Origin of the sequence: Maricaulis sp. (assembly GCF_048270265.1) — a bacterium.
GTDB lineage: Bacteria > Pseudomonadota > Alphaproteobacteria > Caulobacterales > Maricaulaceae > Maricaulis.
In genome coordinates this window covers 79,806-104,923 of sequence record NZ_JBLWTD010000008.1, presented here as the reverse complement: position 1 = coordinate 104,923, position 25,118 = coordinate 79,806, and the positions used below count along the sequence as shown (strand labels likewise).

33 protein-coding genes are annotated in these 25,118 nt (G+C 64.0%); 21 read left to right on the top strand and 12 right to left on the bottom strand.

Annotation, left to right across the window (positions count from 1 at the left end; translation table 11 throughout):
* Positions 1-6 precede the first annotated feature (6 nt).
* The 10 genes from dxs to ACN0YF_RS06530 all read right to left on the bottom strand — a co-directional run bounded on the left by dxs (position 7) and on the right by ACN0YF_RS06530 (position 8,040).
* Positions 7-1,932: a 1-deoxy-D-xylulose-5-phosphate synthase gene (gene dxs / locus ACN0YF_RS06575; RefSeq protein WP_417493778.1), complete on the bottom strand. Its 1,926-nt coding sequence runs from the start codon at positions 1,930-1,932 to the stop codon at positions 7-9.
* A 15-nt stretch (positions 1,933-1,947) separates the two neighbouring features.
* Positions 1,948-2,835 (bottom strand): polyprenyl synthetase family protein, encoded by an 888-nt coding sequence (locus ACN0YF_RS06570; protein ID WP_417482615.1) that lies wholly within the window; start codon positions 2,833-2,835, stop codon positions 1,948-1,950.
* Positions 2,836-3,000: 165 nt separating this feature from the next.
* On the bottom strand, positions 3,001-3,249 hold the full coding sequence (locus ACN0YF_RS06565) for an exodeoxyribonuclease VII small subunit (RefSeq protein WP_417482616.1): 249 nt from the start codon (positions 3,247-3,249) through the stop codon (positions 3,001-3,003).
* Positions 3,250-3,310: 61 nt separating this feature from the next.
* On the bottom strand, positions 3,311-3,913 hold the full coding sequence (locus ACN0YF_RS06560) for a histidine phosphatase family protein (protein ID WP_417493777.1): 603 nt from the start codon (positions 3,911-3,913) through the stop codon (positions 3,311-3,313).
* A gap of 65 nt (positions 3,914-3,978) precedes the next feature.
* Positions 3,979-4,911, bottom strand: a complete 933-nt coding sequence (locus ACN0YF_RS06555) for a histone deacetylase family protein (RefSeq protein ID WP_417493776.1) — start codon at positions 4,909-4,911, stop codon at positions 3,979-3,981.
* Between the two features lie 110 nt (positions 4,912-5,021).
* Positions 5,022-5,894 carry an SDR family oxidoreductase gene (locus ACN0YF_RS06550; protein WP_417493775.1) on the bottom strand — a complete coding sequence of 291 codons (873 nt, stop codon included), beginning with the start codon at positions 5,892-5,894 and terminating at the stop codon, positions 5,022-5,024.
* Positions 5,895-5,939: 45 nt separating this feature from the next.
* Positions 5,940-6,719 (bottom strand): signal peptidase I, encoded by a 780-nt coding sequence (gene lepB / locus ACN0YF_RS06545; protein WP_417482620.1) that lies wholly within the window; start codon positions 6,717-6,719, stop codon positions 5,940-5,942.
* 1 nt (position 6,720) lies between these two features.
* Entirely contained in the window at positions 6,721-7,485 is a 765-nt protein-coding gene (gene lepB / locus ACN0YF_RS06540; protein ID WP_417482621.1) for a signal peptidase I, read from the bottom strand.
* The gene (locus ACN0YF_RS06535; protein WP_417468818.1) at positions 7,482-7,802 is read right to left on the bottom strand and encodes a YbjQ family protein; all 321 of its coding nucleotides are present in this window, start codon (positions 7,800-7,802) and stop codon (positions 7,482-7,484) included. Before ACN0YF_RS06535 ends, lepB (ACN0YF_RS06540) begins: the two co-directional genes overlap by 4 nt.
* Position 7,803: 1 nt before the next feature.
* Positions 7,804-8,040: a hypothetical protein gene (locus ACN0YF_RS06530; protein ID WP_417493774.1), complete on the bottom strand. Its 237-nt coding sequence runs from the start codon at positions 8,038-8,040 to the stop codon at positions 7,804-7,806.
* Positions 8,041-8,262: 222 nt separating this feature from the next.
* On the opposite strand from ACN0YF_RS06530, the gene ACN0YF_RS06525 reads away from it, so the two are divergent.
* From ACN0YF_RS06525 to ACN0YF_RS06500, 6 genes are all read left to right on the top strand, one after another.
* Positions 8,263-8,505, top strand: a complete 243-nt coding sequence (locus tag ACN0YF_RS06525; RefSeq protein ID WP_417493773.1) for a hypothetical protein — start codon at positions 8,263-8,265, stop codon at positions 8,503-8,505.
* 2 nt (positions 8,506-8,507) lie between these two features.
* On the top strand, positions 8,508-8,645 hold the full coding sequence (locus ACN0YF_RS06520; RefSeq protein ID WP_417493772.1) for a hypothetical protein: 138 nt from the start codon (positions 8,508-8,510) through the stop codon (positions 8,643-8,645).
* A 266-nt stretch (positions 8,646-8,911) separates the two neighbouring features.
* Entirely contained in the window at positions 8,912-9,166 is a 255-nt protein-coding gene (locus ACN0YF_RS06515) for a GlsB/YeaQ/YmgE family stress response membrane protein (RefSeq protein WP_417493771.1), read from the top strand.
* A gap of 157 nt (positions 9,167-9,323) precedes the next feature.
* Positions 9,324-9,449 carry an entericidin A/B family lipoprotein gene (locus ACN0YF_RS06510; RefSeq protein WP_417493770.1) on the top strand — a complete coding sequence of 42 codons (126 nt, stop codon included), beginning with the start codon at positions 9,324-9,326 and terminating at the stop codon, positions 9,447-9,449.
* Between the two features lie 427 nt (positions 9,450-9,876).
* The gene (locus ACN0YF_RS06505) at positions 9,877-10,134 is read left to right on the top strand and encodes a type II toxin-antitoxin system ParD family antitoxin (RefSeq protein WP_417493769.1); all 258 of its coding nucleotides are present in this window, start codon (positions 9,877-9,879) and stop codon (positions 10,132-10,134) included.
* Positions 10,134-10,481 (top strand): type II toxin-antitoxin system RelE/ParE family toxin, encoded by a 348-nt coding sequence (locus tag ACN0YF_RS06500; RefSeq protein WP_417493768.1) that lies wholly within the window; start codon positions 10,134-10,136, stop codon positions 10,479-10,481. Before ACN0YF_RS06505 ends, ACN0YF_RS06500 begins: the two co-directional genes overlap by 1 nt.
* A gap of 78 nt (positions 10,482-10,559) precedes the next feature.
* Here the strand turns inward: ACN0YF_RS06500 and ACN0YF_RS06495 are convergent, their stop codons facing one another.
* Positions 10,560-12,320 (bottom strand): acyl-CoA dehydrogenase, encoded by a 1,761-nt coding sequence (locus tag ACN0YF_RS06495; RefSeq protein ID WP_417493767.1) that lies wholly within the window; start codon positions 12,318-12,320, stop codon positions 10,560-10,562.
* A gap of 131 nt (positions 12,321-12,451) precedes the next feature.
* Here ACN0YF_RS06495 and ACN0YF_RS06490 point away from each other — a divergent pair, with 131 nt between their 5' ends.
* The 6 genes from ACN0YF_RS06490 to yaaA all read left to right on the top strand — a co-directional run bounded on the left by ACN0YF_RS06490 (position 12,452) and on the right by yaaA (position 17,454).
* Positions 12,452-13,057 (top strand): YceI family protein, encoded by a 606-nt coding sequence (locus ACN0YF_RS06490; RefSeq protein ID WP_417493766.1) that lies wholly within the window; start codon positions 12,452-12,454, stop codon positions 13,055-13,057.
* Positions 13,054-13,635 (top strand): cytochrome b, encoded by a 582-nt coding sequence (locus tag ACN0YF_RS06485; protein ID WP_417482628.1) that lies wholly within the window; start codon positions 13,054-13,056, stop codon positions 13,633-13,635. The genes ACN0YF_RS06490 and ACN0YF_RS06485 overlap by 4 nt, the downstream gene beginning before the upstream one ends.
* A gap of 4 nt (positions 13,636-13,639) precedes the next feature.
* Complete coding sequence (locus tag ACN0YF_RS06480; RefSeq protein ID WP_417493765.1) at positions 13,640-14,185, top strand: YceI family protein; 546 nt, start codon at positions 13,640-13,642, stop codon at positions 14,183-14,185.
* 38 nt (positions 14,186-14,223) lie between these two features.
* On the top strand, positions 14,224-15,168 hold the full coding sequence (locus ACN0YF_RS06475; protein ID WP_417493764.1) for an L-threonylcarbamoyladenylate synthase: 945 nt from the start codon (positions 14,224-14,226) through the stop codon (positions 15,166-15,168).
* 2 nt (positions 15,169-15,170) lie between these two features.
* A complete protein-coding gene (locus tag ACN0YF_RS06470; protein WP_417493763.1) occupies positions 15,171-16,589 on the top strand; it encodes an FAD-binding oxidoreductase in 1,419 nt (472 codons plus the stop codon).
* A 64-nt stretch (positions 16,590-16,653) separates the two neighbouring features.
* Entirely contained in the window at positions 16,654-17,454 is an 801-nt protein-coding gene (gene yaaA, locus ACN0YF_RS06465) for a peroxide stress protein YaaA (protein WP_417493762.1), read from the top strand.
* Positions 17,455-17,866: 412 nt separating this feature from the next.
* Here yaaA and ACN0YF_RS06460 read toward each other — a convergent pair whose 3' ends face one another.
* Positions 17,867-18,280, bottom strand: a complete 414-nt coding sequence (locus ACN0YF_RS06460) for a type II toxin-antitoxin system PemK/MazF family toxin (RefSeq protein WP_417493761.1) — start codon at positions 18,278-18,280, stop codon at positions 17,867-17,869.
* Positions 18,281-18,431: 151 nt separating this feature from the next.
* Between ACN0YF_RS06460 and ACN0YF_RS06455 the strand changes: the two genes are divergently transcribed.
* The 9 genes from ACN0YF_RS06455 to ACN0YF_RS06415 all read left to right on the top strand — a co-directional run bounded on the left by ACN0YF_RS06455 (position 18,432) and on the right by ACN0YF_RS06415 (position 25,104).
* Positions 18,432-19,232, top strand: a complete 801-nt coding sequence (locus ACN0YF_RS06455; RefSeq protein ID WP_417493760.1) for a 3-hydroxybutyrate dehydrogenase — start codon at positions 18,432-18,434, stop codon at positions 19,230-19,232.
* Entirely contained in the window at positions 19,229-19,585 is a 357-nt protein-coding gene (locus tag ACN0YF_RS06450; RefSeq protein ID WP_417493759.1) for a VOC family protein, read from the top strand. Before ACN0YF_RS06455 ends, ACN0YF_RS06450 begins: the two co-directional genes overlap by 4 nt.
* Complete coding sequence (locus ACN0YF_RS06445; RefSeq protein WP_417493758.1) at positions 19,578-20,033, top strand: NUDIX hydrolase; 456 nt, start codon at positions 19,578-19,580, stop codon at positions 20,031-20,033. The genes ACN0YF_RS06450 and ACN0YF_RS06445 overlap by 8 nt, the downstream gene beginning before the upstream one ends.
* A 20-nt stretch (positions 20,034-20,053) precedes the next feature.
* Positions 20,054-20,578: a TIGR02301 family protein gene (locus ACN0YF_RS06440; protein WP_417493757.1), complete on the top strand. Its 525-nt coding sequence runs from the start codon at positions 20,054-20,056 to the stop codon at positions 20,576-20,578.
* A gap of 156 nt (positions 20,579-20,734) precedes the next feature.
* Positions 20,735-21,754, top strand: coding sequence for an efflux RND transporter periplasmic adaptor subunit (locus tag ACN0YF_RS06435; protein WP_417493756.1), 1,020 nt, complete (start codon positions 20,735-20,737; stop codon positions 21,752-21,754).
* A gap of 83 nt (positions 21,755-21,837) precedes the next feature.
* On the top strand, positions 21,838-22,530 hold the full coding sequence (locus tag ACN0YF_RS06430; RefSeq protein ID WP_339740702.1) for an ABC transporter ATP-binding protein: 693 nt from the start codon (positions 21,838-21,840) through the stop codon (positions 22,528-22,530).
* The gene (locus tag ACN0YF_RS06425) at positions 22,527-23,684 is read left to right on the top strand and encodes an ABC transporter permease (RefSeq protein ID WP_417493755.1); all 1,158 of its coding nucleotides are present in this window, start codon (positions 22,527-22,529) and stop codon (positions 23,682-23,684) included. The genes ACN0YF_RS06430 and ACN0YF_RS06425 overlap by 4 nt, the downstream gene beginning before the upstream one ends.
* Before the next feature lie 12 nt (positions 23,685-23,696).
* Complete coding sequence (locus tag ACN0YF_RS06420; RefSeq protein WP_417482639.1) at positions 23,697-24,875, top strand: ABC transporter permease; 1,179 nt, start codon at positions 23,697-23,699, stop codon at positions 24,873-24,875.
* A 10-nt stretch (positions 24,876-24,885) separates the two neighbouring features.
* Positions 24,886-25,104, top strand: coding sequence for a hypothetical protein (locus ACN0YF_RS06415; RefSeq protein WP_417493754.1), 219 nt, complete (start codon positions 24,886-24,888; stop codon positions 25,102-25,104).
* The last annotated feature ends 14 nt before the right edge of the window (positions 25,105-25,118 follow it).

Genomic DNA, 25,118 nt, shown 5'->3' with positions numbered 1-25,118 from the left:
CGCGCCCTATTCCGCCAGCATCGGCGCGACTGCAACCTTGGCCAGGTCCCGGTCACGGCCGATTGCGCCGAGGGCTGTCGCCGCGATGTGCCGGGCATTGAGCCCCGCCGTGTCGTACATGGCGAAAGGAGCGTCATGATCCTGGAAGATGTCAGGCAGGGTCATGGTCCGGATCTTCAACCCGTTATCGAGCGCACCGCGCTCGGCGAGAAGCTGGAGCACGAAGGCGCCAAAGCCGCCACGGGCACCCTCCTCGATCGTCACCAGCACCTCATGCTCCCGCGCAAGACGCAGGATGAGATCCTCGTCGAGCGGTTTGGCGAAGCGGGCATCGGCGACAGTCGTGGAATAGCCTTGCGCGGCGAGCGTGTCGGCAGCCTTCAACGCTTCCTCGAGCCGGGTTCCCAGCGCCAGAAGCGCTATACTTGTGCCTTCGCGTACGATGCGGCCCCTGCCGATTTCGAGTGGTTCGATCACCGCCGGCATATCCAGTCCAAGACCATTGCCCCGTGGATAGCGGAAGGCCGAGGGGCCGTCATCGATCTGAGCCGCCGTCGCGACCATGCGCGCCAGTTCGACTTCATCGGCTGCAGCCATCAGCACCATGCCCGGCAACGCGCCGAGATAGCCGACATCGAAGGAGCCGGCATGTGTGGCCCCGTCGGCACCAACCAGGCCAGCCCGGTCGATGGCAAAGCGCACGGGCAGGCCCTGGATCGCCACATCATGGACCACCTGGTCGTAACCGCGCTGCAGGAAGGTCGAATAGATCGCCGCAAACGGCTTCATGCCATCGGCGGCAAGGCCGGCGGCAAACGTGACGGCATGCTGTTCGGCGATGCCGACATCGAAACAGCGATCAGGAAAACGCTCGGCGAACAGGTCAAGGCCGGTCCCCGCCGGCATCGCCGCGGTAATTCCGACAATACGCGGATCGCTCTCGGCTTCGCGGATCAATTGCTGCGCAAAAACCTTGGTGTAGGAGGCCGGGCCACCCGTGGGTTTCTGTTGCTCGCCGGTGATGACATTGAATTTGGCGACGCCGTGATACTTGTCATCGGCTGCCTCGGCCGGGGCATAACCCTTGCCTTTCTGGGTGACGACATGGATCAGGACCGGCCCGTCATCGCCGTCGCGGATATTGCGCAGCACGGGCACGAGCTGGTCGAGATCATGGCCGTCGATCGGGCCGACATAGCGAAAGCCCATTTCCTCGAACAGGGTTCCGCCCATCGCCATGCCGCGCATGTATTCCTCGGCCTTGCGGGCCGGGCCTTCAACGCCGATGGCCTTGGCGACGCCCTTGCCGATCTTGCGCAGGGAACGATAGCTCTTGGAGGAAACCAGGCGGGCAAAATAATGGCTCATCGCGCCGACCGGCGGCGCGATCGACATGTCATTATCGTTGAGGATGACGATCAGGCGCTTGTCCAGCCCGCCCGCATTGTTCATCGCCTCATAGGCCATGCCGGCCGACATCGAGCCATCGCCGATCACCGCAATGACGTTATTGGTCTCGCCCTTCAGATCGCGCGCTGCGGCAAAGCCCAGCGCTGCGGAGATCGAGGTCGAGGCGTGGGCGGCGCCGAACGGGTCGTATTCGCTTTCCGAGCGCTTGGTGAAGCCTGACAGCCCGCCGCCCTGACGCAGGGTGCGGATCCGGTCGCGGCGGCCTGTGAGAATCTTGTGCGGATAGCATTGGTGCCCGACATCCCAGATCAGGATGTCCTTCGGCGTTTCAAACACGTGATGCAGGGCGGTCGTCAGTTCGACCACGCCCAGCCCGGCACCGAGATGACCACCCGTTACGGAAACCGCATCGATCGTCTCCGCGCGCAACTCGTCCGCCACCGCCCGCAGCATGTCGCGATCGAGGTTCTTCAGATCGGCAGGGGTCGTGATCCGGTCGAGATTGGGCGTACTGGGGGTCATGAAATTTCCGGCCTTTCAGGAGCGGCGCGTGAGGACGTAATCAACCGCTTCTCTAAGAATGTCTGCCCGTGCGCCAAACGGTTCAAGGTGATCCTTCGCCTGCGCAGCCAGATGCTGCGAACGATCCAGCGCGCCCTCCACACCCAGAATGGTGACAAAGGTGGCTTTTCCTTGACCGGCATCCTTGCCGACCGCCTTTCCTGTGTCGGCGGCATCTCCGGTCGCGTCGAGCAAATCGTCCGTTATCTGATAAGCCAGGCCGAGATCATGGGCAAATCCTTCAAGCGCCCGGCGGATGTGAGGTTCGACCTCGCGCAGGATAAAGGCCGTCTCCGCCGCATAGCTGATCAGCGCCCCGGTCTTCATTCGGTGCATGCGGGTAACGATCGAAATATCGAGTTCCTGGCGTTCGCCGAGGATGTCGATCATCTGCCCTCCGACCATGCCATAGGGCCCGCTGGCGCGCGACAGCCGCTCGACCAGGCGCGCACGGACGCTGCCGCGGCTATGGGTATCGGGGTGGGCCAGGATCTCGTAGGCAACCGCCTGCAGGGCGTCGCCCGCCAGCACGGCCGTCGCCTCGTCATAGGCGCGGTGCACAGTCGGGCGGCCACGGCGCAGGTCATCATCATCCATGCATGGCAAGTCGTCATGGATCAGCGAATAGGCGTGAATGCATTCCAGGGCCGAGGCGACACGCAGCAAACCGCGCTCATCGGCATTGACCAGCCGGCCGCATTCCATCGCCAGAAAAGGGCGAAGGCGCTTGCCAGGGCCGAGGGCGGCATAGCGCATCGCTGAATTGAGCTGGCTCTCGGGGCCCTCGGCACGCGGAAGCAGCGCGTCGAGCGCCACGGTAACCCGGTCTGCAGCCTCGTTCAGGCGTTGCTCGAAAGTCGTCATGGTCCTCGCCCGGTGCCATCGCTCGCCAGCGCACACAGTGTGCCCCGACGCGATGTAAATCCTGCCTCCCTTGCCATCTCAGCGGCTTGATGTCAGCCCTTCAGACAGCGCGGAAGATACGGGCGGAGAGTCTGGTTCACCGCCATGAATGCGTGTCATGCGGCCTCAGTCCAGCCCCGCCGGCTCCAGCGCCGGCCGGCCGTCCTCGCCGCGAACGATTTTCTCGACTTTCAGCTCGGCATCCTTGAGCTTGCCGTCGCAATGGGCGCGCAAGGCGGCGCCACGCTCATAAATGGCGATGGAACGCTCGAGCTCGACTTCACCCGATTCAAGCTGTTTCACGATCGCCTCAAGCTCGGCAAGCGCCTGCTCGAAGCTCATTTTCTCGATATCGGCGTTCGCGGTGTCGGGCATCACAATTCTCCTGCAGGATTCGCAACATAGGCAGCCACCCGCCGGGCGGCAATTGCGCAATTTAGCGCGGCCGGTATTCGTACCGCCGTGAGGTCCAGTAATTGTCGCCACCATCGCGCACGCAGTGCCAGCCGAGCGCACGCATATGTGGCCGCATCATCCGGTTGAACCATCCATGCGCGCACAGCAGGACAGGGCCGGACTGCGCCGCCTCCACCAGGGTGCGGGCGGCAAGGGCTGCCCGCTCCTCTGCGTCCTTGCGGCTCTCGCGGCCGCGCGAAAAACCCAGCCACCAGGAACACCGGGCAAACACGCCCCAGGTCTTGGCCATGAAACGGCCCGGCATCGCGGGTGGTGGCAATTCGGCTTCGACAAAACGGGCATCAATGATGATGTCGCGACCGGGTGCGGCAGTCCGCGCGGTCTCGATCGCCCGGCGCAGCGTGCTGGCAAAAATGGTCCGCGCCTCATTGGCAGCGGCGGTCAGACAGGCCGGCACGGACTGGCCTTCGACCAGGCCGGCAGGCTGATAGACGTCGTCCCACCAGGCCTCATACCCGCGCCAGTCGAGCACGGCTGTACGATCGGCATCAGGTTGGCCGTGCCGGGCAATGGTGATCGGTCCCGGCTTGGACGGGGATGGCTGGATTTCGGAATTGGACATGAATTGGCAGGTGGGCTCCGACACGCTCAGCTGGTGCGCCCCTTCGCCACCGGCCTGACCAGTAATCATGCCTCGACCAAGGCCTGCACGAAGGCAGCTGCCGAGCGGCCGAGCGCGGGGCAGTCGTATCCGCCCTCCAGCACCGAGACAAGCCGCGAAGACGCAAATTCTGCCGCCAGCGACGCCAGCTCGCCGGCCGCCCAGGCGAAATCGTCCTCCATCAGGGCCAGGCCCCCGGCCGGATCGCGCTCATGGGCATCAAAGCCTGCGGAGACGAAAATCAGTTGTGGATGAAAGGCCTCGAGCGCCGGTCGCACCTGCTGGCGAAAGGCCTCGCGCCAGTCAGCGCCAGCGGTTCCGGCCATCAGGGGCACGTTGACGACATTGCCGTTGAGACCTGTCTCACCAACACTGCCTGTCCCCGGATAGAGCGGAGACTGGTGCAGGGAGGCGAACATCACCCGGCCATCAAGCTCGGCCAGACATTGCGATCCATTGCCATGATGGACGTCGATATCGACGATCGCCACGCGAGTCAGGCCGTGCACCTCAAGCGCATGCAAGGCACTGATCGCGATCGCGTTGAACAGGCAGAAACCCATCGCCCGGTCCGGCTCGGCATGATGGCCGGGCGGACGCGCGAGGCAGAAAGCTGCATCGGCTTCGCCGGCCATGATGCGGTCGACCGCATCAATCGCGCCCCCCGCCGTCGCCAGCGCCGCGTCCCAGGATTCGCGGCAGACCTTGGTGTCCAGATCGAGCGATACCCACTGTGCCGGTTCCGCCGTCAGACAGGCCGCACGAATGCTCTCGATATAGTCGCCGGTGTGAAACCGTTCGACGGCGGCCGTACTGGCGGGCCGTGCCTCATGCCAGACCGGGTCCGTCAGTGCCGCGAGGGCATCGCGCACGGCAACATAGCGGCCCTCATGTTCCGGATGGCCCGGCGGGACGCGGTGCATGCGGCTGGCAGGATTGTCGATGACCAGTGTTCTCATGGGGTCTGTCTGCTCTGAAACTCACACGGCTGCGAACCGTAGTGACAAAAGACCGGTTGGCACAGGCCCGATGCGGACCTGGCCAGACGGCGGGCAGATGGCGCCAGGCCTCAATGCTCCAGCGACACATCCATGATCTTCACGCCCGGAGGCGCGGGCACGTCATCAGGCACGAAGAAATCAGGCAGAAGCTCGATGCCGGGCTCATAGCTGTACTGCTCGAGATCGCGCTCGCCCTCGGCCCAGAGGAAGCTGTCATCGATCAGGAAATTGCCGGTGAAGCTGGCCGCCGGCTTGTTGAGGACGCGATAGGCCGTTTCGGCGAGGATTTCCGGCTTGCGGCAGGATTTCATCGCCTCGTCATTGGCGAGGACATTGGAAATCGCGGCGGTCGCGACAGCGGTGCGCGGCCAGATCGCATTGGCGGCGATACGGCCCTTGAATTCCTCACCCCAGCCGAGAATGCACAGGCTCATCTGGTATTTGGCGCTGGTATAGGCGACGTGCGGGCCGAACCACATCGGCCGCATGTCGAGCGGCGGTGACAGGGCGATGATGTGGGGATTTTCCGCCTTCTCCAGCCAGGGCAGGCATTTCTGCGTCACCATGAAGGTGCCGCGGCCATTGACCTGGTGCATCAGGTCATAGCGCTTCATCGGCACGTCGGCCGTGCCGCGCGGGAAGATCGCCGAGGCGTTATTGATCACCGCATCGATACCGCCAAAGCGTTCGACCGCAGCGGCAACAGCGGCCTCGACCTGGGCTTCGTCGCGAATATCGCACTTGACCGCCAGCGCCTTGCCGCCTGCCGCTTCGACCGCTTCGGCGGCCGAGTGGATCGTGCCCTCAAGCTTGGCCTGCTCGGTGTCCGACTTGGCGGCGATGACGATATTGGCGCCATCGCGGGCACAGCGCTCGGCAATCGCCAGGCCAATGCCGCGGCTGGCGCCGGTGATGAATATCGTCTTGTTCTTGAGGCTCATGGCGCTCTCCCGATCTGTTTGTCTGGACGGGAGGTTAGAGCGCTATTACAGCCCGCGCCAGACCCGGCCCGCCGGGCAATACAGCCCCGGCTCCTCGCGGCAGCGCGCGAAAGTGAAGGGCACGGTCTCGGCGCGGCCGATCACATGCGACAGGGGCACGAAGCCCGGCCCGTCAGCTGCACGGCTGTCGGTTGAGTTGTCGCGATTATCCCCCATCAGGAAGATACGATCAGCCGGTACGATGACCGGGCCGAATTCATCAAGATACTGGCGATCATCGCGCTCGTAGATCTCATGCGTGAAACCGCCGGGCAGTGTCTCGACATAATGCGCGACCTCGACGATTTCCGGATAGCCGTGGAATTGCCGGTAGGTGCGCATATCAATCAGTTCGCGCTCCACGGCCTCGCCATTGATATACAGCCGCCCATCGCGCATGGCGATTTCATCGCCCGGCAGACCGATGACGCGCTTGATCAGGGTCAGGTTCTGGCGCGTATCGCGCAGCACCACCACATCGCCGCGCTCCGGCCGGGCCCATCCCAGCCGCCCGTCCCAGGCGTCGGGCAGACGGTCGCCCAGGCCCAGCGGAAGCGAGTGCCGCGAATAGCCATAGGCCCATTTCGACACCAGGATCCGGTCGCCGACCTCGAGTGTCGGCTGCATGCTTTCGGAGGGAATGTAGAAGAAAGCGAAAGCCACAGAAGTCATCGCGAACCACAGGCCCGCGACACCGGCGAGGAAGCGCACGGCATCGCGCGCTTCGCCAAGACCATGACGTGCCCAGCGCGGCAGGCGCCGGGCAATCCCTTCCAGACGGCTCATCCTACAAACCCTGCCAGACCCGGCCACTCGGGCAGTAAAGCCCCTCTTCGCGGCGGCAACGGGCGAAGGTGAACAACACCGTTTCCGCGCGTCCGACGACGTTCTCCAGTGGTACCAGACCAGGACCAGGTGTTGCACGGCTGTCGCGTGAAGCATCACGATTGTCGCCCATGACAAACACGGTTCCCGGCAGGACTGTCACCGGGCCATAGGTGTCGAGTTCATGGTTGTCGTCCCGCTCGTAGATCGGATGTTCGCGATCGCCGGGCAGGATTTCGGTATAATGAGTCACAGTCTGGACGCGCTGGGAGGGATGTTCGCGATAATTGCGGATATCCTCCAACTCGCGCGGCGGCGCTTCGCCATTGATATAGAGCCGGCCGCCCCGCACTTCGATGACATCTCCGGCGACACCGATAACGCGCTTGATCAGATTGCGCGGCGGCGACTGGCGCTCATCGCGGAAGACAATCACATCACCGCGGTGCGGCTCGGACCAGGCCAGGCGGGCATTCCAGTTATCCGGCAGCATGTAGCCGATGCCGAGCGGCAGCGAGTGCCGCGAATAGCCATAGGCCCATTTCGACACCAGCACGCGGTCGCCGACTTCCAGCGAGGGCTGCATGCTTTCCGACGGAATGTGGAAAGCAGCAAAGCCAAAGGTCACGAGGCCGAGCCAGACGGCAGCGACCCCGACGAGGAAGCGGGCGGTCTCGACGATTTCATCGGCGGCCCGGCCTGCCAGGCGTTTAAGCAAAGGATTCATTTCAGTTTCACCGCAGTTCCGTAGGCGAGAATTTCAGCCGTGCCTTCCATCACCGTCGAGGTGGCGAGACGGAAGGTAATGATGGCATCGGCGCCCAGTTCCTCGCCATGGCGCACCATGCGGTCGAGGGCCTGTTCGCGGGTCTCCGAGAGAAGCTTGGTGTATTCCGGCACTTCGCCGCCCACCAGATTGCGCAGACCGGCGACGAAATCACGCCCGAAAAAGCGGGCCCGCACGACATTGCCGCGCGCGACGCCGACAACCCTGTCGATCTCGCGACCGGGCACCGTGTCGGACATAGTTACGATCAAGCTCATCTCATTCCCCTTCAACAGGACGGTCATCCTCGCCGTCTTCGCAGGTCTGCAGATACAGCAATGCCACACCCGCTGCCGGGATCGCGACCAGTACGACCCAGAGCAGATTGTAAGGATAGGCCAAGCGCCAGCCGACAAACAGGTCGAGCACCAGCAGGACGATATAAATTGCCATCCCGCCCGCCAGCAGGGCCAGCGCACCATGATCGCGCATCCAGATCTGCACTGCCTGAATCATGCCTGAAGCATCCTGAAATCCGTTCTGTCTGCCGCATACGCCGAAAACAGGGCGTAACCAAGGGCGTGAAACCCTGAGGTGAAGATTTGCCCCCGCGCGTGACATCACGGTCGCACCCTGCCGGCGACACCGCACCAGCGCCATGGGGATAGCTGCGACCGCATTCCCCCTTGGCCTCCCGGCCCGCAACTGGGATTATGCCAATTGAAGGAGTTTACCCCCATGTCCCAGACCATTCTCGAGCCCGAAACCGACCGCAGCGCTGATCGCGACGAACGCCTGATGGCCGGGCTGGGCTATGTCCTGATCCTGCTCGGCAATATCATCGGCGTCACGACGCTGATCGCCGTCATCATTGCCTATGCCCGCAAGGACACGGCACCGGCTGGCTCAATACCCATTACGTCTTCCAGATTCGCACCTTCTGGGTGGCGATCTTCGGCATCATCGCCAGCACCGGCCTGATCATGACGCTGATCCTCTCTCCCTTCGGCTTTCTCGGCTATGGCCTGGTCTGGCTGTGGATCCTGATCCGCTCCGTCGTCGGCCTGATCCGCCTGGTCGACGGGCGCGGCAATGCCGACCCCGAGGGGTACTGGGTCTAGAGCTGACACGGCCGGACAGGAGCGGCGCGCCGTTCCGGCCCGCCCTGCCCCTTGCCCCTGCCCCGCCGCGCCGGGTCCCAGCGTGAGCCGGGGCGTCAAAACAGAAGCCTGACACAACCGATTTGCTTTGCTTGTTTGTGCAACGCCACGCACAATGAAAGCTTGAGGTGCGCCCCGGCCGCCCCGCGCCAAATCCCTGGCACGGCTTCAAAAGCGGCCGCACAATCCGGGATGGACCTCACCAACCTGTTGAAAGGCCTAATCACATGACGCTTACCGGATTACTCGTCTGGCTCGTTATCGGTGCCGTCGCCGGCTGGCTCGCCGGCCTCATCGTCAAGGGCTATGGCTTCGGCCTGTTCGGAAACATCGCCGTCGGCATTGTCGGCGCCTTTGTCGGCAGCTGGCTGTTTGGCCTGCTCGGCATTGCTGCCCTGCACGGCATTGTCGGCGCGATCATCGGCGCCACAGTCGGCGCCATCGCCGTCCTGCTTCTGCTCGGCCTGGTCCGGCGCGCCTGACGCGTCAGCCACGCCTGATCACAACAGACCAGCCCGTCTCAAGACCGTTGATGGAAGCGGCCGGGGGCCTGCCTGCATGGCTGGCCCTCAAGCGGATTGCCTCCAGTTTCGTGTCACAATTCAAACGGCGGCGATCACGCCTCCATCGGAGAATCCCATGCGTATCTTAGTCATGATTGTATTCAGCTGCCTCTTCCTGGCCTCCTGCCAGACCCTCAAGGGAGCCGGCCAGGACATCCAGGATGCCGGCGAAGCGCTCGACGACGCGATTCACGACGAATAGGCATTCCCAAGCCGGCCGGCCTCAAGCCCGGCCGGCACACTGCCGTGCACCGGTTGCCCCGGGTGCAGGCGCGCTGCGAGGCCCACGGAAAAAATGGGGACAAAAAATGGGGACACTCGCCATCTAATGCAGAGCGAAGACCAGCCCTGAGAACCATGCCGGCAACCGGTCAGGCTGGACTTGTCTCGTCAAGGGTCCTGACCGCGCAGCGGCGCTCCCGCGCCCTTGACGAGACAAGTCCAGCCTGGCGCCCTGCTTGGCAAGGGTTTCAGGGATGGGTGCGCCCGGCGCGGTTGGGTTTTGAAGGAGATCGCGCCTTTCAGGAGATGAGGTGCTGGAAAATGGTCTGCGTGTCCCCGCTTTTTTTGGCGCCACTTGATCCCTCTTCCCGCTGGCATATATTGCCAATGAGACTGCGGAGCCCCTGATGCCAACACGAAACATCGTCCTGACCGATGCCCAGTCGGAACTTGTCGACCGCCTCGTGGCGACCGGCCGCTTCCAGAACGCGTCCGAAGCCCTGCGGGCAGGGCTACGCCTGCTCGAACGCGACGAGACAGAGTTTGATGAAACCCGCGAGCGCCTGCGGCGGGGCGTCGAAGAGGCCCGTGCCGGATATCTGGCGGAGGGCAGCGGCGAAGACGCTCTGAGGCGTGCCTTCAAGGCCGCCCGCAACCAGGACTGATGCCCAGGAGCTGGCGCCTTGCCCGGCAGGCCGAGGCGGCCACGCTCGACATCGCGCGCTGGACCATCGATCACTTCGGCCCGTTACAGGCCGCCAGTTACGAACAGGACCTGATCGATCACTGCCGGGGCATCGCTGCAGGAACTACACACTCCCGCCCGTGCCGCGAACTCGTCGACCCTGACCTGCCGGAAGACTTGCGTTTCACGCGCTGCGGCGAGCATTTTCTCGTCTTCATCGATGCAGAAGACATGGTGGTGTTCGTCGATATTCTACATGTCCGTAGCGATTTGCCCGGACATTTGGCCAAGCTGACGGACGCCCCCCGCACCACCAATCGCCCCTGACAATACCACGCCCGGATTGGACAGGGGGCATGCTCCCGGCCCCGGGACCGGTACGTGTCCCGAGAGCGAACCGCTCCCTCAATCCACCCCGAACCCGACATCGCTGATCATTTCGACGCCCATGGTGATGTCGTCGACCCGGGCATGCGCCAGGGTGAGGACGGCTTCGCAATAGAAGCCGGCCAGGGCGATGCGCTGAGCGGCGAAAACCGGGTCACCGAGCTTGTCCTTCTGGCGGCGGCGCGCGGAGACGGCACCGATGCAGAGCATCCAGCCGCCCACGACTTCACCGGCCAGGGTGAGGAATGGCGTGGCACCGGCCAGCGCGTCGGCCGGGTCGGCTTCGGCCAGCCAGGTCGCGGCTTCACGCAGCGAGTCGAGACCTTCCTCGAGCCGTTCGGCCAGGAGGGGCAGGTCGGGATGGCTTGAGGTGGAACAGGCCTCGATCGTCTGTTCGATATCGGCATAGAGTTCGGTGAAGGCGGCGCCGCCCTGCATGTTGAGCTTGCGGCCGGCCAGGTCCATCGCCTGGATCGCATTGGTGCCTTCATAGATCGGGGCGATACGGGCATCGCGCAAATGCTGCGCCGCGCCGGTCTCCTCGATATAGCCCATGCCGCCATGGATCTGGATGCCCATCGAAGCAACCTCGACGCCGACATCCGTTGACCAGCCCTTGGCAATCGGGGTCAGCAATTCCTCGCGGCGCTTGGCGGCGGCGCGTTCTTCGGGATCCTCGGCATATTCCGACATGTCGGCGGCGACGGCGCAGGCCATGCAGATGGCGCGCGCAGCGGCGATCTTGGACTTCATCATCGCCAGCGAGCGCTGGATATCGGGGTGCTGGATGATGGCGTGCGGCCCAGGCCCCTTGCCGTCGATCGCCTTGCCCTGCTTGCGGTCCTTCGCGAAGGCGAGCGCCTGCTGATAGGCGCGCTCGGCAATGCCGACGCCCTGGACGCCGACATTGAGCCGGGCCGAATTCATCATCGTGAACATGGCTTTCATGCCGGCATTCTCTGCGCCGATCAGCCAGCCCTTGGCACCGGCATATTCCATGGTGCAGGTCGGGGAGCCGTGAATGCCGAGCTTGTGCTCCAGCCCGATCGCCTTGACGCCATTGCGGCTGCCATCCTCGAGGAATTTCGGCACGATGAAGAGCGAGATGCCCTTGGTGCCCGCGGGCGAGCCCGGCGTGCGCGCCAGCACGAGGTGGATAATGTTGTCGGCGCAATCATGCTCGCCCCAGGTGATGAATATCTTCTGGCCGGACACGGCCCAGCTGCCATCGCCATTCGGCTCGGCCTTGGTGCGCAGGGCGCCGACATCGGAACCGGCCTGGGGCTCGGTCAGATTCATCGTCGCCGACCATTCGCCGTTCAGCAATTTGGGCAGATAGGTTTCGCGCTGTTCATCCGTGCCGTGCACCAGCAGGACCTCGATCGCGCCATAGGTGAGCATGGGCCCGAGGCCGAAGGCCATATTGGCCGATTGCACCATTTCCAGCGTCGCAACCCCGAGGGCGCGCGGCAGACCCATGCCGCCGACCTTGGTCGGGAATTGCAGGCCCTGCCAGCCGCCTTCGACAAATTTCGAATAGGCGTCCTTGAAACCGGTCGGCGTCGTGACGACACCGTCGGCGAGCTTGCAGTGCTCGGTGTCGCCAACCTTGTTGAGCGGGGCGAGCACGTCATTGGCCAGCTTGGCGGCCTCATCAAGGACTGCGACCGTGATGTCATCGGTAAATTCGGGAAAGGCACCGGTAGCTTTCAGCACATCAACGGCGGCAACTTCCACCAGGCTAAAACGAAGCTCGTCCACGGGTGCGCGATAGGTCATGCGAAGTCTCCTGAAATCCGGGGGCGCAGGATAGCGCGCGCAGCCAAACATGCGAGCGCGGAAACAGTGTTTTTACGTCGCAGACGCAAGCTGTGGCTTTCCGGTCGCGCCAATCGGGTTATGGTCCCGCCATGTTGTTGCGCTCCGCCATCATTCTCGCCCTGCTGCTGATCCCGGCCTGCGCCACCCCGAGCACCGATCCGCAGCGCCTGCCGGCCGGCAACTGGGCGCTTGATGCCGACCATGCCAGCGTGACCTGGCGCGTGCGCCATCTCGGCCTGTCCTGGTATACGGGGCGGTTCGACGGGATTGATGCCAGCCTCGATTTTGATCCGGCACATCCGGACGCGGCGCAGCTGACCGCCATCATCGATACAGCCTCGATCTCTACCGGCGACCCCGATTTCGACCGCACCCTGGCCAATGACTGGCTGCACGCGGCGGAAAGCCCGCAGATCATCTTCACCAGCAACCGGATCGAAGTGATCGATGGTACCCATGGCCGCGCCTTCGGCGATCTTGTGATGAATAGCCGCACTTTTGATGCGGTTATGGAGATTGAGTTTTACGGCGGAAGCTTCAACATGCTGGCAGGCCGCGACACGGTCGGATTCGGTGCCGATATGGTGATCGACCGCACCGATTTCGGCGTTGGCAGCCTGCCGGCCTCGATCGTCGGCACTGAAATACGTATTCACATCGAAGCCGAATTCCTGCGGCAGGGAGCCCCATCATGACAGACAGCCCACGCTATACGACCGTCGCCATAATTCTGCATTGGGTCATCGGCATCCTGCTGATCGGCATGGTGTTCTATGGCTGGTACATGGAAGACCTGCGGCACGCCCTGCGCGACAGCGCCCCTGGCGTCACACTCGACCAGGTCCAGTTCGCCTATAATGCCCACAAGACGGTCGGCATGCTGGTGCTGCTGCTGAGCTTCGGCCGTCTGGGCTGGCGTCTGACCCACAAGGCACCGCCACTGCCCGCCGGCATGAAGCCCTGGGAAGCACTGGTCGCCAAGGGCACACACTGGGCCTTCTATGCGCTGATGATCGGCCTGCCGCTGGTCGGCTGGGTCGCCGCCTCGACCACCGAATTGCCAACCATGCTGTTCAACAATCCCGACCTCATCCTGCCGCGCCTGCCGGTCTCCCAGGATCATGATTTCCATGAGCTGGTCGGCAATGTCCACGGCAAGGGTGCCTGGGTTCTTCTCGTGCTGGTCGGCCTTCATTTCGCCGCAGCGCTGAAGCATCAATTCCTCGACAAGGACGGCCTGCTCTCCCGCATGCTGCCCTTCCTGAAAGGCTGACCCCATGTTGCGTATCCTCGCTGCCGCCCTCGCCCTGGGCCTCTCGCCGGCAATGGCCGTGGCCCAGGACTGGACCGTCGATCACGATGCCAGCTCGGTCGGCTTCGAAACGACGGCCTTTGGTGGTCCGGTATCGGGCCGGTTCGCGGCCTGGACCGCCGCGATCACACTGGATCCCGCCGCGCTTGATGGTGCCCGCATCAGCGCCAGCGTCGAGACCGGCAGCGGCGCGACCGGCAATGGCGAGGTTGACGCACCCATGCTGGGCGATGACGGTCTCGCCCCGGCGGCGCATCCACTCGCCCGGTTTGAATCCAGCGATATCCGCGCCTCGGATACCGGCTATGAAGCCCACGGCGTCCTGACCATCCGCGACGCCTCGCAGCCGGTCATCCTGCCCTTCACGCTGGAGATCGCGGATGGCCACGCCATCGCCGATGCCCGCCTGACCATCGCCCGCAGTGATTACGGCGTCGGCACAGCCGGCTGGGGATCAACGGCGGCGAATGTGACTCTGGTCCTGCATATCGAGGCCGACGCGGCGGAATAGGCTTGCCTGGCCGGTCTTGCGGGCGCTAGCACACACTCATGACCGCACCCGTCCTGCCTGCCGACAGCCCTGACGCCATCGCCCGCGCCGCCGCCCTGCTGCGCGAGGGCGGGCTTGTGGCGATGCCGACCGAGACCGTCTATGGCCTCGCCGCCGATGCGAGCAATGCTGTTGCGGTCGCACGGCTCTATGCCGCCAAGGGCCGGCCACGCTTCAACCCGCTGATCGCACATGTCGCCGGCATCGAGATGGCGAAAAGGCTGGTCGAGTGGCCGGCGCTGGCGGATGAGCTGGCGCGCGCCTTCTGGCCCGGCCCTCTGACGCTGGTCCTGCCGAAGCTCAAGGCAGCGCCGATCTGCGATCTCGCCAATGCCGGGCTGGACAGCGTCGCGATCCGCGCGCCCGGCCATGCGGCGGCGCAAGCCTTGCTCGCGGCCTTTGGCGGACCACTCGTTGCCCCCAGCGCCAACCCGTCCGGCGGGGTCAGCCCCACCACGGCAAGCCATGTCAGCGACGGCCTGGGCGACAGGCTCGACCTCATCCTCGATGGCGGCGCCTGCACGGTGGGTGTGGAATCCACCGTCATCGCCATTCTCGATGGCCGCGCCACCCTGCTGCGTCCCGGCGGGCTGGAGCGTAGCCGGATCGAAGCTATTACCGGCCCGCTCGCCATCGCCGGCCACAGCGAGGCCCCCACCAGCCCGGGCATGCTGGCGAGCCATTATGCGCCCACCGCCACGATGCGGCTCAACGCCACGCAGGCGCGGGACGGCGAGGTTCTGCTCGGCTTTGGCGCGATCCAGGGCGATCTGAACCTGTCAGCCAGCGGCGATCTGGCAGAAGCGGCCGCAAAGCTTTTCGCAGCCCTGCGGCAACTGGACGCGAGCGGCCCCAAATCTATTGCCGTCGCCCCGATTCCCGATGAAGGTCTCGGGGAAGCCATCAATGACCGCCTGCAACGCGCTGCCGCCCCGAGGGACTAGCCATGACCACCGCCGCCCAAACCGTGCCCGCCGATGTGATCGATGCGCTCAAATCCGCGCTCGGACCCAAGGGCTGGAGCCAGGACGCGCACGAGCTGGCCCCGCACATCTCCGACTGGCGCGGCCGCTATCAGGGCACCAGCCCGATCCTGCTGAAACCGGCCAATACGGCTGAAGTCGCGGCCGCCGTGAAGATCTGCGCCGAGGCCGGCATCGCCATCACGCCCCAAGGCGGCAATACCAGCCTGTGCGGCGCCTCCACACCCCAGGGCGAGGTTCTGGTCACGCTCAAGCGCATGAATGCCGTGCGCGAGATCGACCCGGACAATGACTCCATGACGGTCGAGGCCGGCTGCATCCTGGAGAGCCTGCAAAACACCGCCGCGGAAGCTGACCGGCTTTTCCCGCTGAGCCTGGGTTCCCAGGGTTCGGCGATGATTGGCGGTCTGATCTCGACCAATGCCGGCGGCGTGCATGTGCTGCGCTATGGCATGACGCGCGAGCTGGTGCTCGGCCTGGAAGCCGTGCTGCCCGACGGCACGATCTGGTCGGGCCTGACCGGTCTGCGCAAGGACAATACCGGCTATGACCTCAAGCAGCTCCTGATCGGCGCTGAAGGCACACTCGGCATCATCACAGCTGCCACACTGAAGCTCTTCCCGCGCCCGGCCAGGATGGAACTGGCCTTTTGCGGCCTGAAATCGGTCGAGGACGCCGTGACGTTCCTGAGCCTGGCCAAGAAGGTCTCCGGCGGCGCCGTCACCGCCTTCGAAATCATGCCGCGCCTGGCGCTGGAATTTGTCTGCGCCCATGTGCCCGGCACGCGTGATCCGCTGGAGAGCCCTCACCCCTGGTATGTGGTGTGCGAGATGAGTTTCGGCCGTATCGACGGTGCGCGCGAGACCCTGGAAGACGCGCTGGGCCGGGCCTTCGAGGCCGAACTGGTCCAGGACGCCGTGATCGCCGAGAACGAAAGCCAGGCGCTCGACTTCTGGCGCCTGCGCGAAAGCATCGCCCTGGCCGAACGCAGCCAGGGCAAGGCGATCAAGCACGACATCTCGATCCCGGTTTCCAAAATGCCCGCCTTCATCGACCTCGCCTCGGCCCGGATCAAGGCGATCTTCCCCGCCGGGGTCGTGGTCGCCTTCGGCCATGTCGGCGACGGGAATGTGCATTTCAATATTGTCGGCCTTGATGCCGAGGCCCAACAGGCCCTGCTGAGCCAGGGGCCGGCGATCTCGAACTGCGTCTACGACACGGTGGATGAATTCGGCGGCTCGATCTCGGCCGAGCACGGCATCGGCATACTGAAGCGCGAGGAACTGGCGGCGCGCAAGCCGGTCGATGTCGCCGTGATGCGCGCGATCAAGGGCGCGCTCGATCCCAAGGGCATCATGAATCCGCGGGTGCTGCTCGGCTAGCGCACACCCCGCCCCTTCCCCCGCAGCGATCCTTTGCCTATCTCTCCTGCCAAGGAGACCACCCATGCTGATTCTGCTTTCGCCCGCCAAGAACATGAATTTCGACGAGACCGAGCGCGCGCTCGCCGTCACGACACCGGCGCTGATCGACGAGACGCGCATCCTGTCGACGACGACGCGCGGGCTCTCGACCTCCAAGATCAAGACGCTGATGAAGATCAGCTCGGATCTGGCGCGGCTCAATCGCGACCGTTTCCGCGCCTTCGATGCCGACCAGCCCGGCACCAAGCCGGCGGCGCTGGCCTTTGCCGGCGAGGTCTATCGCGGTCTCGACGCCGGTACGCTCTCCGATGATGACCTCGCTTACGCCCAGAACCATCTGCGCATCCTGTCGGGCATGTATGGCGCCCTGCGCCCGCTCGATGGCATCCATCCCTACCGTCTGGAAATGGGCCGCAAGCTGCACACGCGGCGCGGCGAGAGCCTGTATGATTTCTGGGGTGACAAGATCGCCGGGCATCTCAATGAATTGCTGAGCGACGAGAGCGATCCTGTGGTGCTGAACCTGGCGTCAAACGAGTATTTCAAATCGGTCGACCGCAAGACGCTGAAGGCTCGTGTCATCACCGCCAGCTTCAAGGAAGAAAAAGACGGCCAGACCCGCATGCTGATGGTCTTCGCGAAGAAGGCCCGCGGCATGATGGCGCGCTGGGCGATCGAGAACCGGATCAGCGATCCGGCCGATCTGGTGAAATTCGATGCCGGTGGCTATGCCTATGACGAGGCGGGCTCGACCGAGACCGATCTGCTGTTCACGCGGCCGCAACCGGCAGCGCCTGGCGCCAAGGCGAAGGCGGAAGCCTGAGGGCGGAACTCTTCCCCGCGTTACGGAGATATGTTATGGTCCAAGGGCCGCCGGAGGCGGGTCTGACCGTCTCCTTTGGCCGCCCTTAGGCGATGGATAAGCGGATCAGCAGGGACCAACCTCCGATCCGCCTTCTCCTCACCCAAAGGACGAGGCAGCATTTCGGAAACCGAAACATTGCTTCCTCCTTGGATTGCGCCGGCCCCAACATGGCCGGCGTTTTCATTCTAGCACAAATGCTCGCGATAATTGCATCCGGACAAAATACACTCCACTAGGTCGGTGCACAAAAAAACCCCGCCAGATGCACTAACATCCTAGCGGGGTTCGCCCTTCGCAGGGTCTTGAGGCTCAACGGTCTGCACCGCGAGCGATCCATTCCAATATAATAGCGGGCGCCAGGCATGACAAGCTAGTCAGCGAGGCCAAGGGCGTGCTTTACGCCGCATCGGACCTGCGCCAATTGATCTGCACTCAGCCCCAGCTTCAGATATGTTCGCCGCCGCACGCCGCCGCGCGGTGTGCGGAAAAAGTCCAGCCGGCCAAAGCCGACACAACTCACCATGTCGCACTTGGCCCAGCAGGCTTGAGCATCAAACGGCGCTGGCGGCAATGGCGTCAAACTTAACGGCACGACATACGGGACCGGCCGACCTGGCCGGGTGGTGGACAAGGGCACCACACTGACAAGCCCGTCCCGACGTCGCAGGCGCGGCGAAAGAACAACCACCGGCCTGCGTTTCACCATCTCCGGCGGCCGAAATCCACCGAGTGAAAAATCGCAAAGCAAGACCGAGCCGGTGCGCGGGGCAAACTGTATGGCCATCCACCAATTATACAACCTATGGTCATCCATTCAATGCGCACTGCAACCCAATTCTTCCACCTGAGAATGCTGGATAGCAACCTCCAACGCCCCTTGACCCGTCCCCGCCAATCCCGTCTCTTCGCACCTGCACAAACCTGAAGGGTGATTCATGTCTGCGATCCGTACCGATCTTTCCGGCCAGGTGGCCCTCATTACCGGCTCGACCAGCGGGATTGGCCAGGCGATGGCCGAGGCGCTTGCTGCCAATGGGGCGAATATTGTCCTCAACGGGCTCGGCGATGCTGCCGAGATCGAAGCCCTGCGCGCAAAGATCGCCGCCGATCATGGCGTCGAGGTGCGCTACCATGGCGCCAACATGCTCAAGCCGGACGAGATCGCCGATATGGTTGCCTATGCGGAGCGCGAATTCGGGCGGCTGGATATCCTCCTGTCCAATGCCGGCATCCAGCATGTCTCACCGGTCGAGGATTTTCCGGTGGCGAAATGGGATGCGATCATTGCGATCAATCTCACGGCGGTGTTCCATTCCGCGCGCGCGGCGATCCCGATCATGAGACGCCAGGGGCGCGGACGCATCGTCAATCTCGCCTCGGTCCACGGCCTCGTCGCCTCACCATTCAAATCGGCCTATGTCGCAGCCAAGCACGGCGTGATCGGCTTCACCAAGACGCTGGCACTGGAACTCGCCGAAGATGGCATCACCTGCAATGCGATCTGCCCGGGCTATGTGAAGACACCGCTGGTGGAGAACCAGATCGCCGACACAGCCAAGGCGCGCGGGATCACCGAGGATGAGGTCGTGCGTGATGTGATGCTGGCGGCGCAGCCGACCAAGCAATTCGTCACGTTTGAACAACTCGCCGGTGCACTGCTATATCTGGTCTCCGATGCCGGGGCGAATGCCAACGGAACGGCGATCACCATCGATGGCGGCTGGACAGCGAAATGACCGATACGGTCCTCAAGATCGATTACAACGAACTGCCCGTCACCGACATGGCGGCGGCGAAGGCCTTCTACGCCAAGGCGTTTGGCTGGACCTTTCTCGATTACGGGCCCGCCTATGCCGCCTTCGAGAATGCCGGCATAGATGGCGGGTTGCGGCTTGAGGACAAACCCTTCCCCACCGGCGCCCTGATCCTGCTGCGGGCCGAGGACATCATCGACGCCGAACGGCGCGTGGAGGCCGCGGGCGGCAGCATCACCCTCCGCGAGGACTATCCGGGCGGACGCCGTTTCCTGTTCACGGACCCCAGCGGCAACCAGCTCGGCATCTATTCGGAACACGGCAAATATGGCTGAGGCCAGCACCCCGGTTTCAAGACACCCGGTCCCCGGTGCCGGCATCGTGGTGTGGCGCGGCGACGAAGTCCTGCTGATCCGGCGCGGCAAGCCGCCCTATACCGGCGAATGGTCGATCCCGGGCGGCAAGGTCGAGTTTGGCGAGACCGTGCGCGAGGCCGCGCTGCGCGAGCTGATGGAAGAGACCGGCACCACGGCACGCATTGTCGGGCTGATCGATGTCATCGACGCCATTGGCTCTCGTGAGCCGGGCAATCCGGGCGACTGGCACTATATCCTCTCCGACTTCGCAGCCGTCTGGACCGGCGGTGAGCCCGTGGCAGCTGACGATGTGACCGAAGCCGCCTTCTTCCCGCTCGACGAGGCCTTGCGCTTGACGCGCTGGGACAAGACGCGCGATGTGATCGGACGGGCCCACGCAATGATCGCTGCCTTGCCGACGCCATAAATCTCGCCAATATGGCGGGCATGCGTATCTCGCCCGCCCATCTGCCCGCCCTTGTGGCCGCCTGCCTCGTCCTGCTGCTCGCGGCGGGACCGTCTGCGGCGCAAAAGCCGGGCGACCGCAACCCACGCGCCACCGAACGTATCAGCGCCCGCGAAGCAGCGCGCAATGAACGTGAAGTGCAGCGCGGGATCGATCGCCTAGCCAGCAACCGGACACAGGCCCCGGCCGCGCAGCGCGATGTCGGCGATACGGAACGCGCCCTGCCCTATCTCGCCTATACGCTGGGCGAGCTGCACTATCTCGCCTCGGCCTGCGACGGGCTCGAAGCCCAGGCCTGGCGCCAGCGCATGATCGAATTGCTGGCCATGGAAGCCCCCGAGCCCGGCCGTCAGCGCGACCGCATGATCGAGAGCTTCAATGATGGCTACCGGGTGCAGCAAAGACGGCGTCCGGTCTGTGGCGAAGAGGTCGAGATCGAGCGCCGCGCCCTGGCCCATCGCGGCCATGACTTGTCGGAAATGATGCGCGCCGCCTATTTCGACTGACCCGGCTTGCGGGCCCGGCTGGTCACTGACGCAAACTTCGCGGCGATTGACGAAATTTGATCCGCACGGGACGCGAGCCCGTACAATACCGGGTGTGCTGACCTGACAGTCATTGTATACGGGGCCTGCATTCGCAAGGACCTTGGGGGGAATTGAATGACCGACCGCAGTGCCCAGCTTCATTCCTTGAGCATTGACCGCGACGAGCCAGAGGCCCGTTCGGGCATCTCCCTCATCACAATGCTCAGCCTGCTCGTCGGCGCCATCATCGGTACCGCGGCCCTGATGTGGTTTTTCGTGAGCCCGCCAGCGCCCGCCCCGGCAGCAGCCCCGGTCACCACCGCAGCAACGACATCGACAACCACCCCATCGCCGGCCGCAAGCCCGGCACCGGCCCCGCGCACATCGGGACTGGTCGCATCGGGCTATGTCGTCGCGCGCCGCCAGGCGACCATCTCCGCCGAGATCACCGGACGCATCCGCGATGTCCTGGTCGAGGAAGGCACCCGTGTCGAGGAAGGCGAGGTTCTGGCCCTGCTCGACGATACCCGTGCACGCATCCAGCTCGACCTGCTGCAATCCCAGCTCAATGCTGCGTCCGCCCGCATCCGCTCGCTCGACGCGCAACTGGCCGAGGCGCGCCTGGTCGCCACCCGCGCCAGCGAACTGGCGACGCGCGATATCGGGCCGCAGGCCAATGTCAGCGCCACCCGGTCACAGGTGGACAGCCTGATCGCCCAGCTCGCGGCGGCGCGTGCCGACCGTGAGGCTGCAGCCGTGATGGTCACCAGCCAGCAGGATCTGGTTGAGCGCCATATCGTGCGCGCGCCCTTCGCCGGCATTGTCATCGCCAAGAATGCCCAGATCGGCGAAATCCTGTCGCCTTCCTCGGCTGGCGGCGGCTTTACCCGGACCGGTGTCGCCACCCTGGTCGACATGGAATCGCTGGAGATCGAGGTCGACGTGAATGAAGGCCAGATCGGCCGCGTCACACCGGGCCAGCGCGTCGAGGCCCGCCTCGATGCCTATCCCGACTGGCGCATCCCGGCCCATGTCGAGGCCATCATCCCCACCGCCGACCGCAGCCGCGCCACCATCAAGGTGCGCGTTGCCTTCGACGAGCGCGACAACCGTATCCTGCCGGATATGGCGGCGCGCGTGATCTTTATGGAATAGGCCGGACCGTCCTTCGGGCCGGACGCCATCGTGAAACCAATCGTCCGCAATTGCGGCCATGAGCACAGAATGAGGACCCGCCGATGAGCAAGCTCTACCAGCTGACCGATCTCTCCAAGGGCTATACGCGCGGACGCGAGGCCATCACGATTTTCGAACATCTGACGATGTCGATCGATGAGGGTGAATTCATCGCCATCATGGGCCCGTCCGGTTCCGGCAAGACGACCTTGCTCAACCTGCTCGGCGGCATCGACCGGCCGACCTCAGGCTCGGTGGAATGCCAGGGCGTGCGCGTCGACAAGCTCTCCGAAGGCAAGCTCGCCAAATGGCGCGCCGCCAATGTCGGATTCATCTTCCAGTTCTACAATCTGATGCCGACGCTGAACGCGGCCCAGAATGTCGAATTGCCGCTCTTGCTGACCAATCTGTCGGGCAAGGCACGCAAGGAACGTGTTGCCACGGCGCTCGACATTGTCGGCCTGTCCGACCGCGCCCGGCATTCGCCGCGGCAGATGTCCGGTGGCCAGCAACAGCGCGTCGCCATTGCCCGCGCCATCGTCGCCGACCCGAAAGTCCTGCTCTGCGATGAGCCGACCGGCGATCTCGACCGCAAATCCGCCGACGAGATTCTCGAGACGTTGCAGCTGCTCAACAAGGATCTCGGCAAGACCATCATCATGGTCACCCACGACCCGTCAGCCGCGAAATATGCCCGCCGCGAACTCCATCTCGACAAGGGCCGCTTCGTGGAAGCCTCGGAGCTGGCGCAATGAATGATTTCACCCTCATAAGGAAGAATCTCTTCCGCAAGAAGATGCGGGCCATCCTGCTGATCTTCTCGATCATGATCGCGTTCTTGATCTTCGGCGCGCTCGGGGCCTTCTACACTGTCTGGACGTCGGGTTCATCGACCGCGGCCGAGAACCGGCTTGTCACCGTCAACCGCATCAATTTCACCGTCTCCATGCCCTATGCCTATTGGGCTCGGGTTGAAGCGGTCGAAGGGGTGACCAATGTCAGCCATGCCAGCTGGTTCGGCGGCTACTACCAGGAGCCGGCCAATTTCGTTCAGACCTTCGCCGTCGATCCGGAAAGCTGGCTCGCCGTCTATTCCGAACTGACCATGCCGGACGAGCAGCGCGCCGCCTTCTTCAATACCCGCGACTGCCTGCTGGTCGGGGACGATCTGGCTGCGCAATATGGCTGGAGCCTTGGCGACCGCATCCCCCTGCTCTCGAACATCTGGCAGAAGCAGGACGGCACATCGAGCTGGGACTTCGAAATCTGCGCGATTTTCGACGCGGAAGACGACACGGTTCCCACCAATTATGCCATGTTCCACTACGAATATTACAATGAAGCGCTGGCCTTCAACCGGGACAATATCGGCTGGATGGCACTGACGACGGCCGACGCCTCGCAGAATGACCAGATCATGCGCGAGATCGACGCCCTGTTCGCCAATTCGCCGGCCGAAACGGAAACCAGCACCGAAGCCGCCTTCAATGAGGCCTTCGCGGCCCAGTTCGGGAATATCGCGCTGATCCTGCTCTTCGTTGTCGGCGCCGCTTTCATGACGATCCTGATGATCGTCGGCACGACCATGGTGATGGCCATCAATGAGCGCACCAAGGAGATCGCGGTGATGAAGACCCTCGGCTTCCCGGCGCCGCGCATCTTCCGCATGGTTCTGATCGAATCCATCCTGCTCAGCCTGGTCGGCGGCCTGCTGGGCCTGGGTCTGGCAACCCTGGCAGTCGGGGGCGCAGCCGCAGCCATGGCGGCCTTCCTGCCGGGGCTCAGCATGCCCACGCTCGTGCTTGCAATCGGCATTGCCCTGGCCATCGGGCTCGGTTTCATCACCGGCATTATTCCCGCCATCAACGCCCAGCGCGTGACCATCGTCACCGCGCTCGGCAAGCTTTAGGAGACGGATGAGATGTTCGACCAGATCGCAGCCGTAACCCTGATCAATCTGCGCTCCATCCCGCAGCGCGCCCTGCTGTCGGGAGCAACCGTTTTCTCGATTGCCCTGGTGGTGATGGTCCTGCTCGGCTTCCTCGCCATGTCGAGTGGTTTCAGCAAGACCATGCAGGGCACGGGCTCAGCCGATGTTGCGGTGATGTTGCGCACAGGCTCACAGACCGAGCTCAATTCCGGCCTCTCCGTCGATCAGGTCCGCTTGATCGAGGAAGCGCCGGGCGTTGCCCGGGATGCGAACGGCGCCCCCATCGTTTCCGGTGAATTGTTCGTCATTGTCGACGGCATCAAGCGGGCCTCGCGGACCGAGGCCAATCTGCCGCTGCGGGGCGTCGGACCGGCGGCCCAGTCCCTGCGCCAGGGCTTCACCATCATCGAGGGCCGCACCTATGAGCCCGGTACCAATGAGTTGATCGTGGGCGAAGGCATTATCCGCGAATTCGCCGGTTTTGACCTTGGTCAGACCATCCGCCTCGGCTCGAATGAATGGGTCGTCGTCGGAATCTTCTCGACCGGCGGAACCGTGTTCGACAGCGAGATCTGGACTGACCTCACCGTGATCCAGAACCTCTATCAGCGCGGCACATCCGTGCAATCGATCCGCGCCCGGCTGACCAGCCCCGAGGCGATCGAGGAATTGCGCGCCTATGCAGAAAGCGACCCGCGACTGAATCTCGATATCCAGAGCGAGGTCGATTATTTCGCGAGTCAGGCTGGCGGGACCGCCATGCTGATCACCTATCTGGGTGTGCCGCTGTCGATCGCCATGGCGATCGGTGCCCTCGCCGGTGCCTGGAACACGATGTACTCCTCGGTCGACACCCGCATGCGCGAGATCGCTACCTTGCGGGCTATCGGATTTTCCGGCTTTGCAGCGGCGTTTGGAACCATGGTGGAATCCCTGGCCCTGGCCGGGCTGGGCGGGCTTATCGGCGCGGCGGGCGTCTACCTGTTGTTCAACGGCGTCAGTGCCTCGACACTGGGATCGAGCTTCACCCAGGTGGTATTCTCCTTCGCGGTCACACCGATGTCGGTGCTTCTCGGCCTCGGCCTCGCCCTGATTGTCGGCCTTCTTGGCGGCATCATCCCGGCCATCCGCGCAGCGACCGTACCGCTGCTCGCCGTCCATCGGAGCTAGGTTTCGCAAGATGGTGAAGGTCGAGTTGAGCGAGGCGGAAGCCGTTGTCCTGTTCGAGGCGCTCAACCGGCTCGTCGATGGCAATGCGCTGGCCGATGATGCCGAGGAACTGGTCGCAACAGCGCTGATCGACAAGCTGGAGGGCGGCCTGCCCATCGTGGCCGGAGTCGACTACGCCCTCCGCCTGGCCCGGGCCCGCGAGGAAGTAACCGAGGATATCGAGGACTGAGTCGGCCGCGAAGC

Bases quoted from the DNA above. Each gene is read 5' to 3' on its own strand.
- ACN0YF_RS06520 (WP_417493772.1), top strand. From the start codon at position 8,508: ATGACGCTGATCCTCTCTCCCTTCGGCTTTCTCGGCTATGGCCTGGTC.
- ACN0YF_RS06425 (WP_417493755.1), top strand. From the start codon at position 22,527: ATGAATGATTTCACCCTCATAAGGAAGAATCTCTTCCGCAAGAAGATG.
- ACN0YF_RS06555 (WP_417493776.1), bottom strand. From the start codon at position 4,911: ATGAGAACACTGGTCATCGACAATCCTGCCAGCCGCATGCACCGCGTC.
- ACN0YF_RS06560 (WP_417493777.1), bottom strand. From the start codon at position 3,913: ATGTCCAATTCCGAAATCCAGCCATCCCCGTCCAAGCCGGGACCGATC.
- ACN0YF_RS06450 (WP_417493759.1), top strand. From the start codon at position 19,229: ATGACCGATACGGTCCTCAAGATCGATTACAACGAACTGCCCGTCACC.
- ACN0YF_RS06550 (WP_417493775.1), bottom strand. From the start codon at position 5,894: ATGAGCCTCAAGAACAAGACGATATTCATCACCGGCGCCAGCCGCGGC.
- ACN0YF_RS06485 (WP_417482628.1), top strand. From the start codon at position 13,054: ATGACAGACAGCCCACGCTATACGACCGTCGCCATAATTCTGCATTGG.
- ACN0YF_RS06495 (WP_417493767.1), bottom strand. From the start codon at position 12,320: ATGACCTATCGCGCACCCGTGGACGAGCTTCGTTTTAGCCTGGTGGAA.
- ACN0YF_RS06455 (WP_417493760.1), top strand. From the start codon at position 18,432: ATGTCTGCGATCCGTACCGATCTTTCCGGCCAGGTGGCCCTCATTACC.
- ACN0YF_RS06530 (WP_417493774.1), bottom strand. From the start codon at position 8,040: ATGATTCAGGCAGTGCAGATCTGGATGCGCGATCATGGTGCGCTGGCC.
- ACN0YF_RS06460 (WP_417493761.1), bottom strand. From the start codon at position 18,280: ATGGCCATACAGTTTGCCCCGCGCACCGGCTCGGTCTTGCTTTGCGAT.
- ACN0YF_RS06535 (WP_417468818.1), bottom strand. From the start codon at position 7,802: ATGAGCTTGATCGTAACTATGTCCGACACGGTGCCCGGTCGCGAGATC.
- dxs (WP_417493778.1), bottom strand. From the start codon at position 1,932: ATGACCCCCAGTACGCCCAATCTCGACCGGATCACGACCCCTGCCGAT.
- ACN0YF_RS06480 (WP_417493765.1), top strand. From the start codon at position 13,640: ATGTTGCGTATCCTCGCTGCCGCCCTCGCCCTGGGCCTCTCGCCGGCA.
- lepB (WP_417482621.1), bottom strand. From the start codon at position 7,485: ATGAATCCTTTGCTTAAACGCCTGGCAGGCCGGGCCGCCGATGAAATC.
- ACN0YF_RS06420 (WP_417482639.1), top strand. From the start codon at position 23,697: ATGTTCGACCAGATCGCAGCCGTAACCCTGATCAATCTGCGCTCCATC.
- ACN0YF_RS06565 (WP_417482616.1), bottom strand. From the start codon at position 3,249: ATGCCCGACACCGCGAACGCCGATATCGAGAAAATGAGCTTCGAGCAG.
- ACN0YF_RS06440 (WP_417493757.1), top strand. From the start codon at position 20,054: ATGCGTATCTCGCCCGCCCATCTGCCCGCCCTTGTGGCCGCCTGCCTC.
- ACN0YF_RS06435 (WP_417493756.1), top strand. From the start codon at position 20,735: ATGACCGACCGCAGTGCCCAGCTTCATTCCTTGAGCATTGACCGCGAC.
- ACN0YF_RS06475 (WP_417493764.1), top strand. From the start codon at position 14,224: ATGACCGCACCCGTCCTGCCTGCCGACAGCCCTGACGCCATCGCCCGC.
- ACN0YF_RS06500 (WP_417493768.1), top strand. From the start codon at position 10,134: ATGCCCAGGAGCTGGCGCCTTGCCCGGCAGGCCGAGGCGGCCACGCTC.
- ACN0YF_RS06470 (WP_417493763.1), top strand. From the start codon at position 15,171: ATGACCACCGCCGCCCAAACCGTGCCCGCCGATGTGATCGATGCGCTC.
- ACN0YF_RS06510 (WP_417493770.1), top strand. From the start codon at position 9,324: ATGCGTATCTTAGTCATGATTGTATTCAGCTGCCTCTTCCTGGCCTCC.
- ACN0YF_RS06505 (WP_417493769.1), top strand. From the start codon at position 9,877: ATGCCAACACGAAACATCGTCCTGACCGATGCCCAGTCGGAACTTGTC.
- ACN0YF_RS06445 (WP_417493758.1), top strand. From the start codon at position 19,578: ATGGCTGAGGCCAGCACCCCGGTTTCAAGACACCCGGTCCCCGGTGCC.
- yaaA (WP_417493762.1), top strand. From the start codon at position 16,654: ATGCTGATTCTGCTTTCGCCCGCCAAGAACATGAATTTCGACGAGACC.
- ACN0YF_RS06415 (WP_417493754.1), top strand. From the start codon at position 24,886: ATGGTGAAGGTCGAGTTGAGCGAGGCGGAAGCCGTTGTCCTGTTCGAG.
- ACN0YF_RS06570 (WP_417482615.1), bottom strand. From the start codon at position 2,835: ATGACGACTTTCGAGCAACGCCTGAACGAGGCTGCAGACCGGGTTACC.
- lepB (WP_417482620.1), bottom strand. From the start codon at position 6,719: ATGAGCCGTCTGGAAGGGATTGCCCGGCGCCTGCCGCGCTGGGCACGT.
- ACN0YF_RS06490 (WP_417493766.1), top strand. From the start codon at position 12,452: ATGTTGTTGCGCTCCGCCATCATTCTCGCCCTGCTGCTGATCCCGGCC.
- ACN0YF_RS06430 (WP_339740702.1), top strand. From the start codon at position 21,838: ATGAGCAAGCTCTACCAGCTGACCGATCTCTCCAAGGGCTATACGCGC.
- ACN0YF_RS06525 (WP_417493773.1), top strand. From the start codon at position 8,263: ATGTCCCAGACCATTCTCGAGCCCGAAACCGACCGCAGCGCTGATCGC.
- ACN0YF_RS06515 (WP_417493771.1), top strand. From the start codon at position 8,912: ATGACGCTTACCGGATTACTCGTCTGGCTCGTTATCGGTGCCGTCGCC.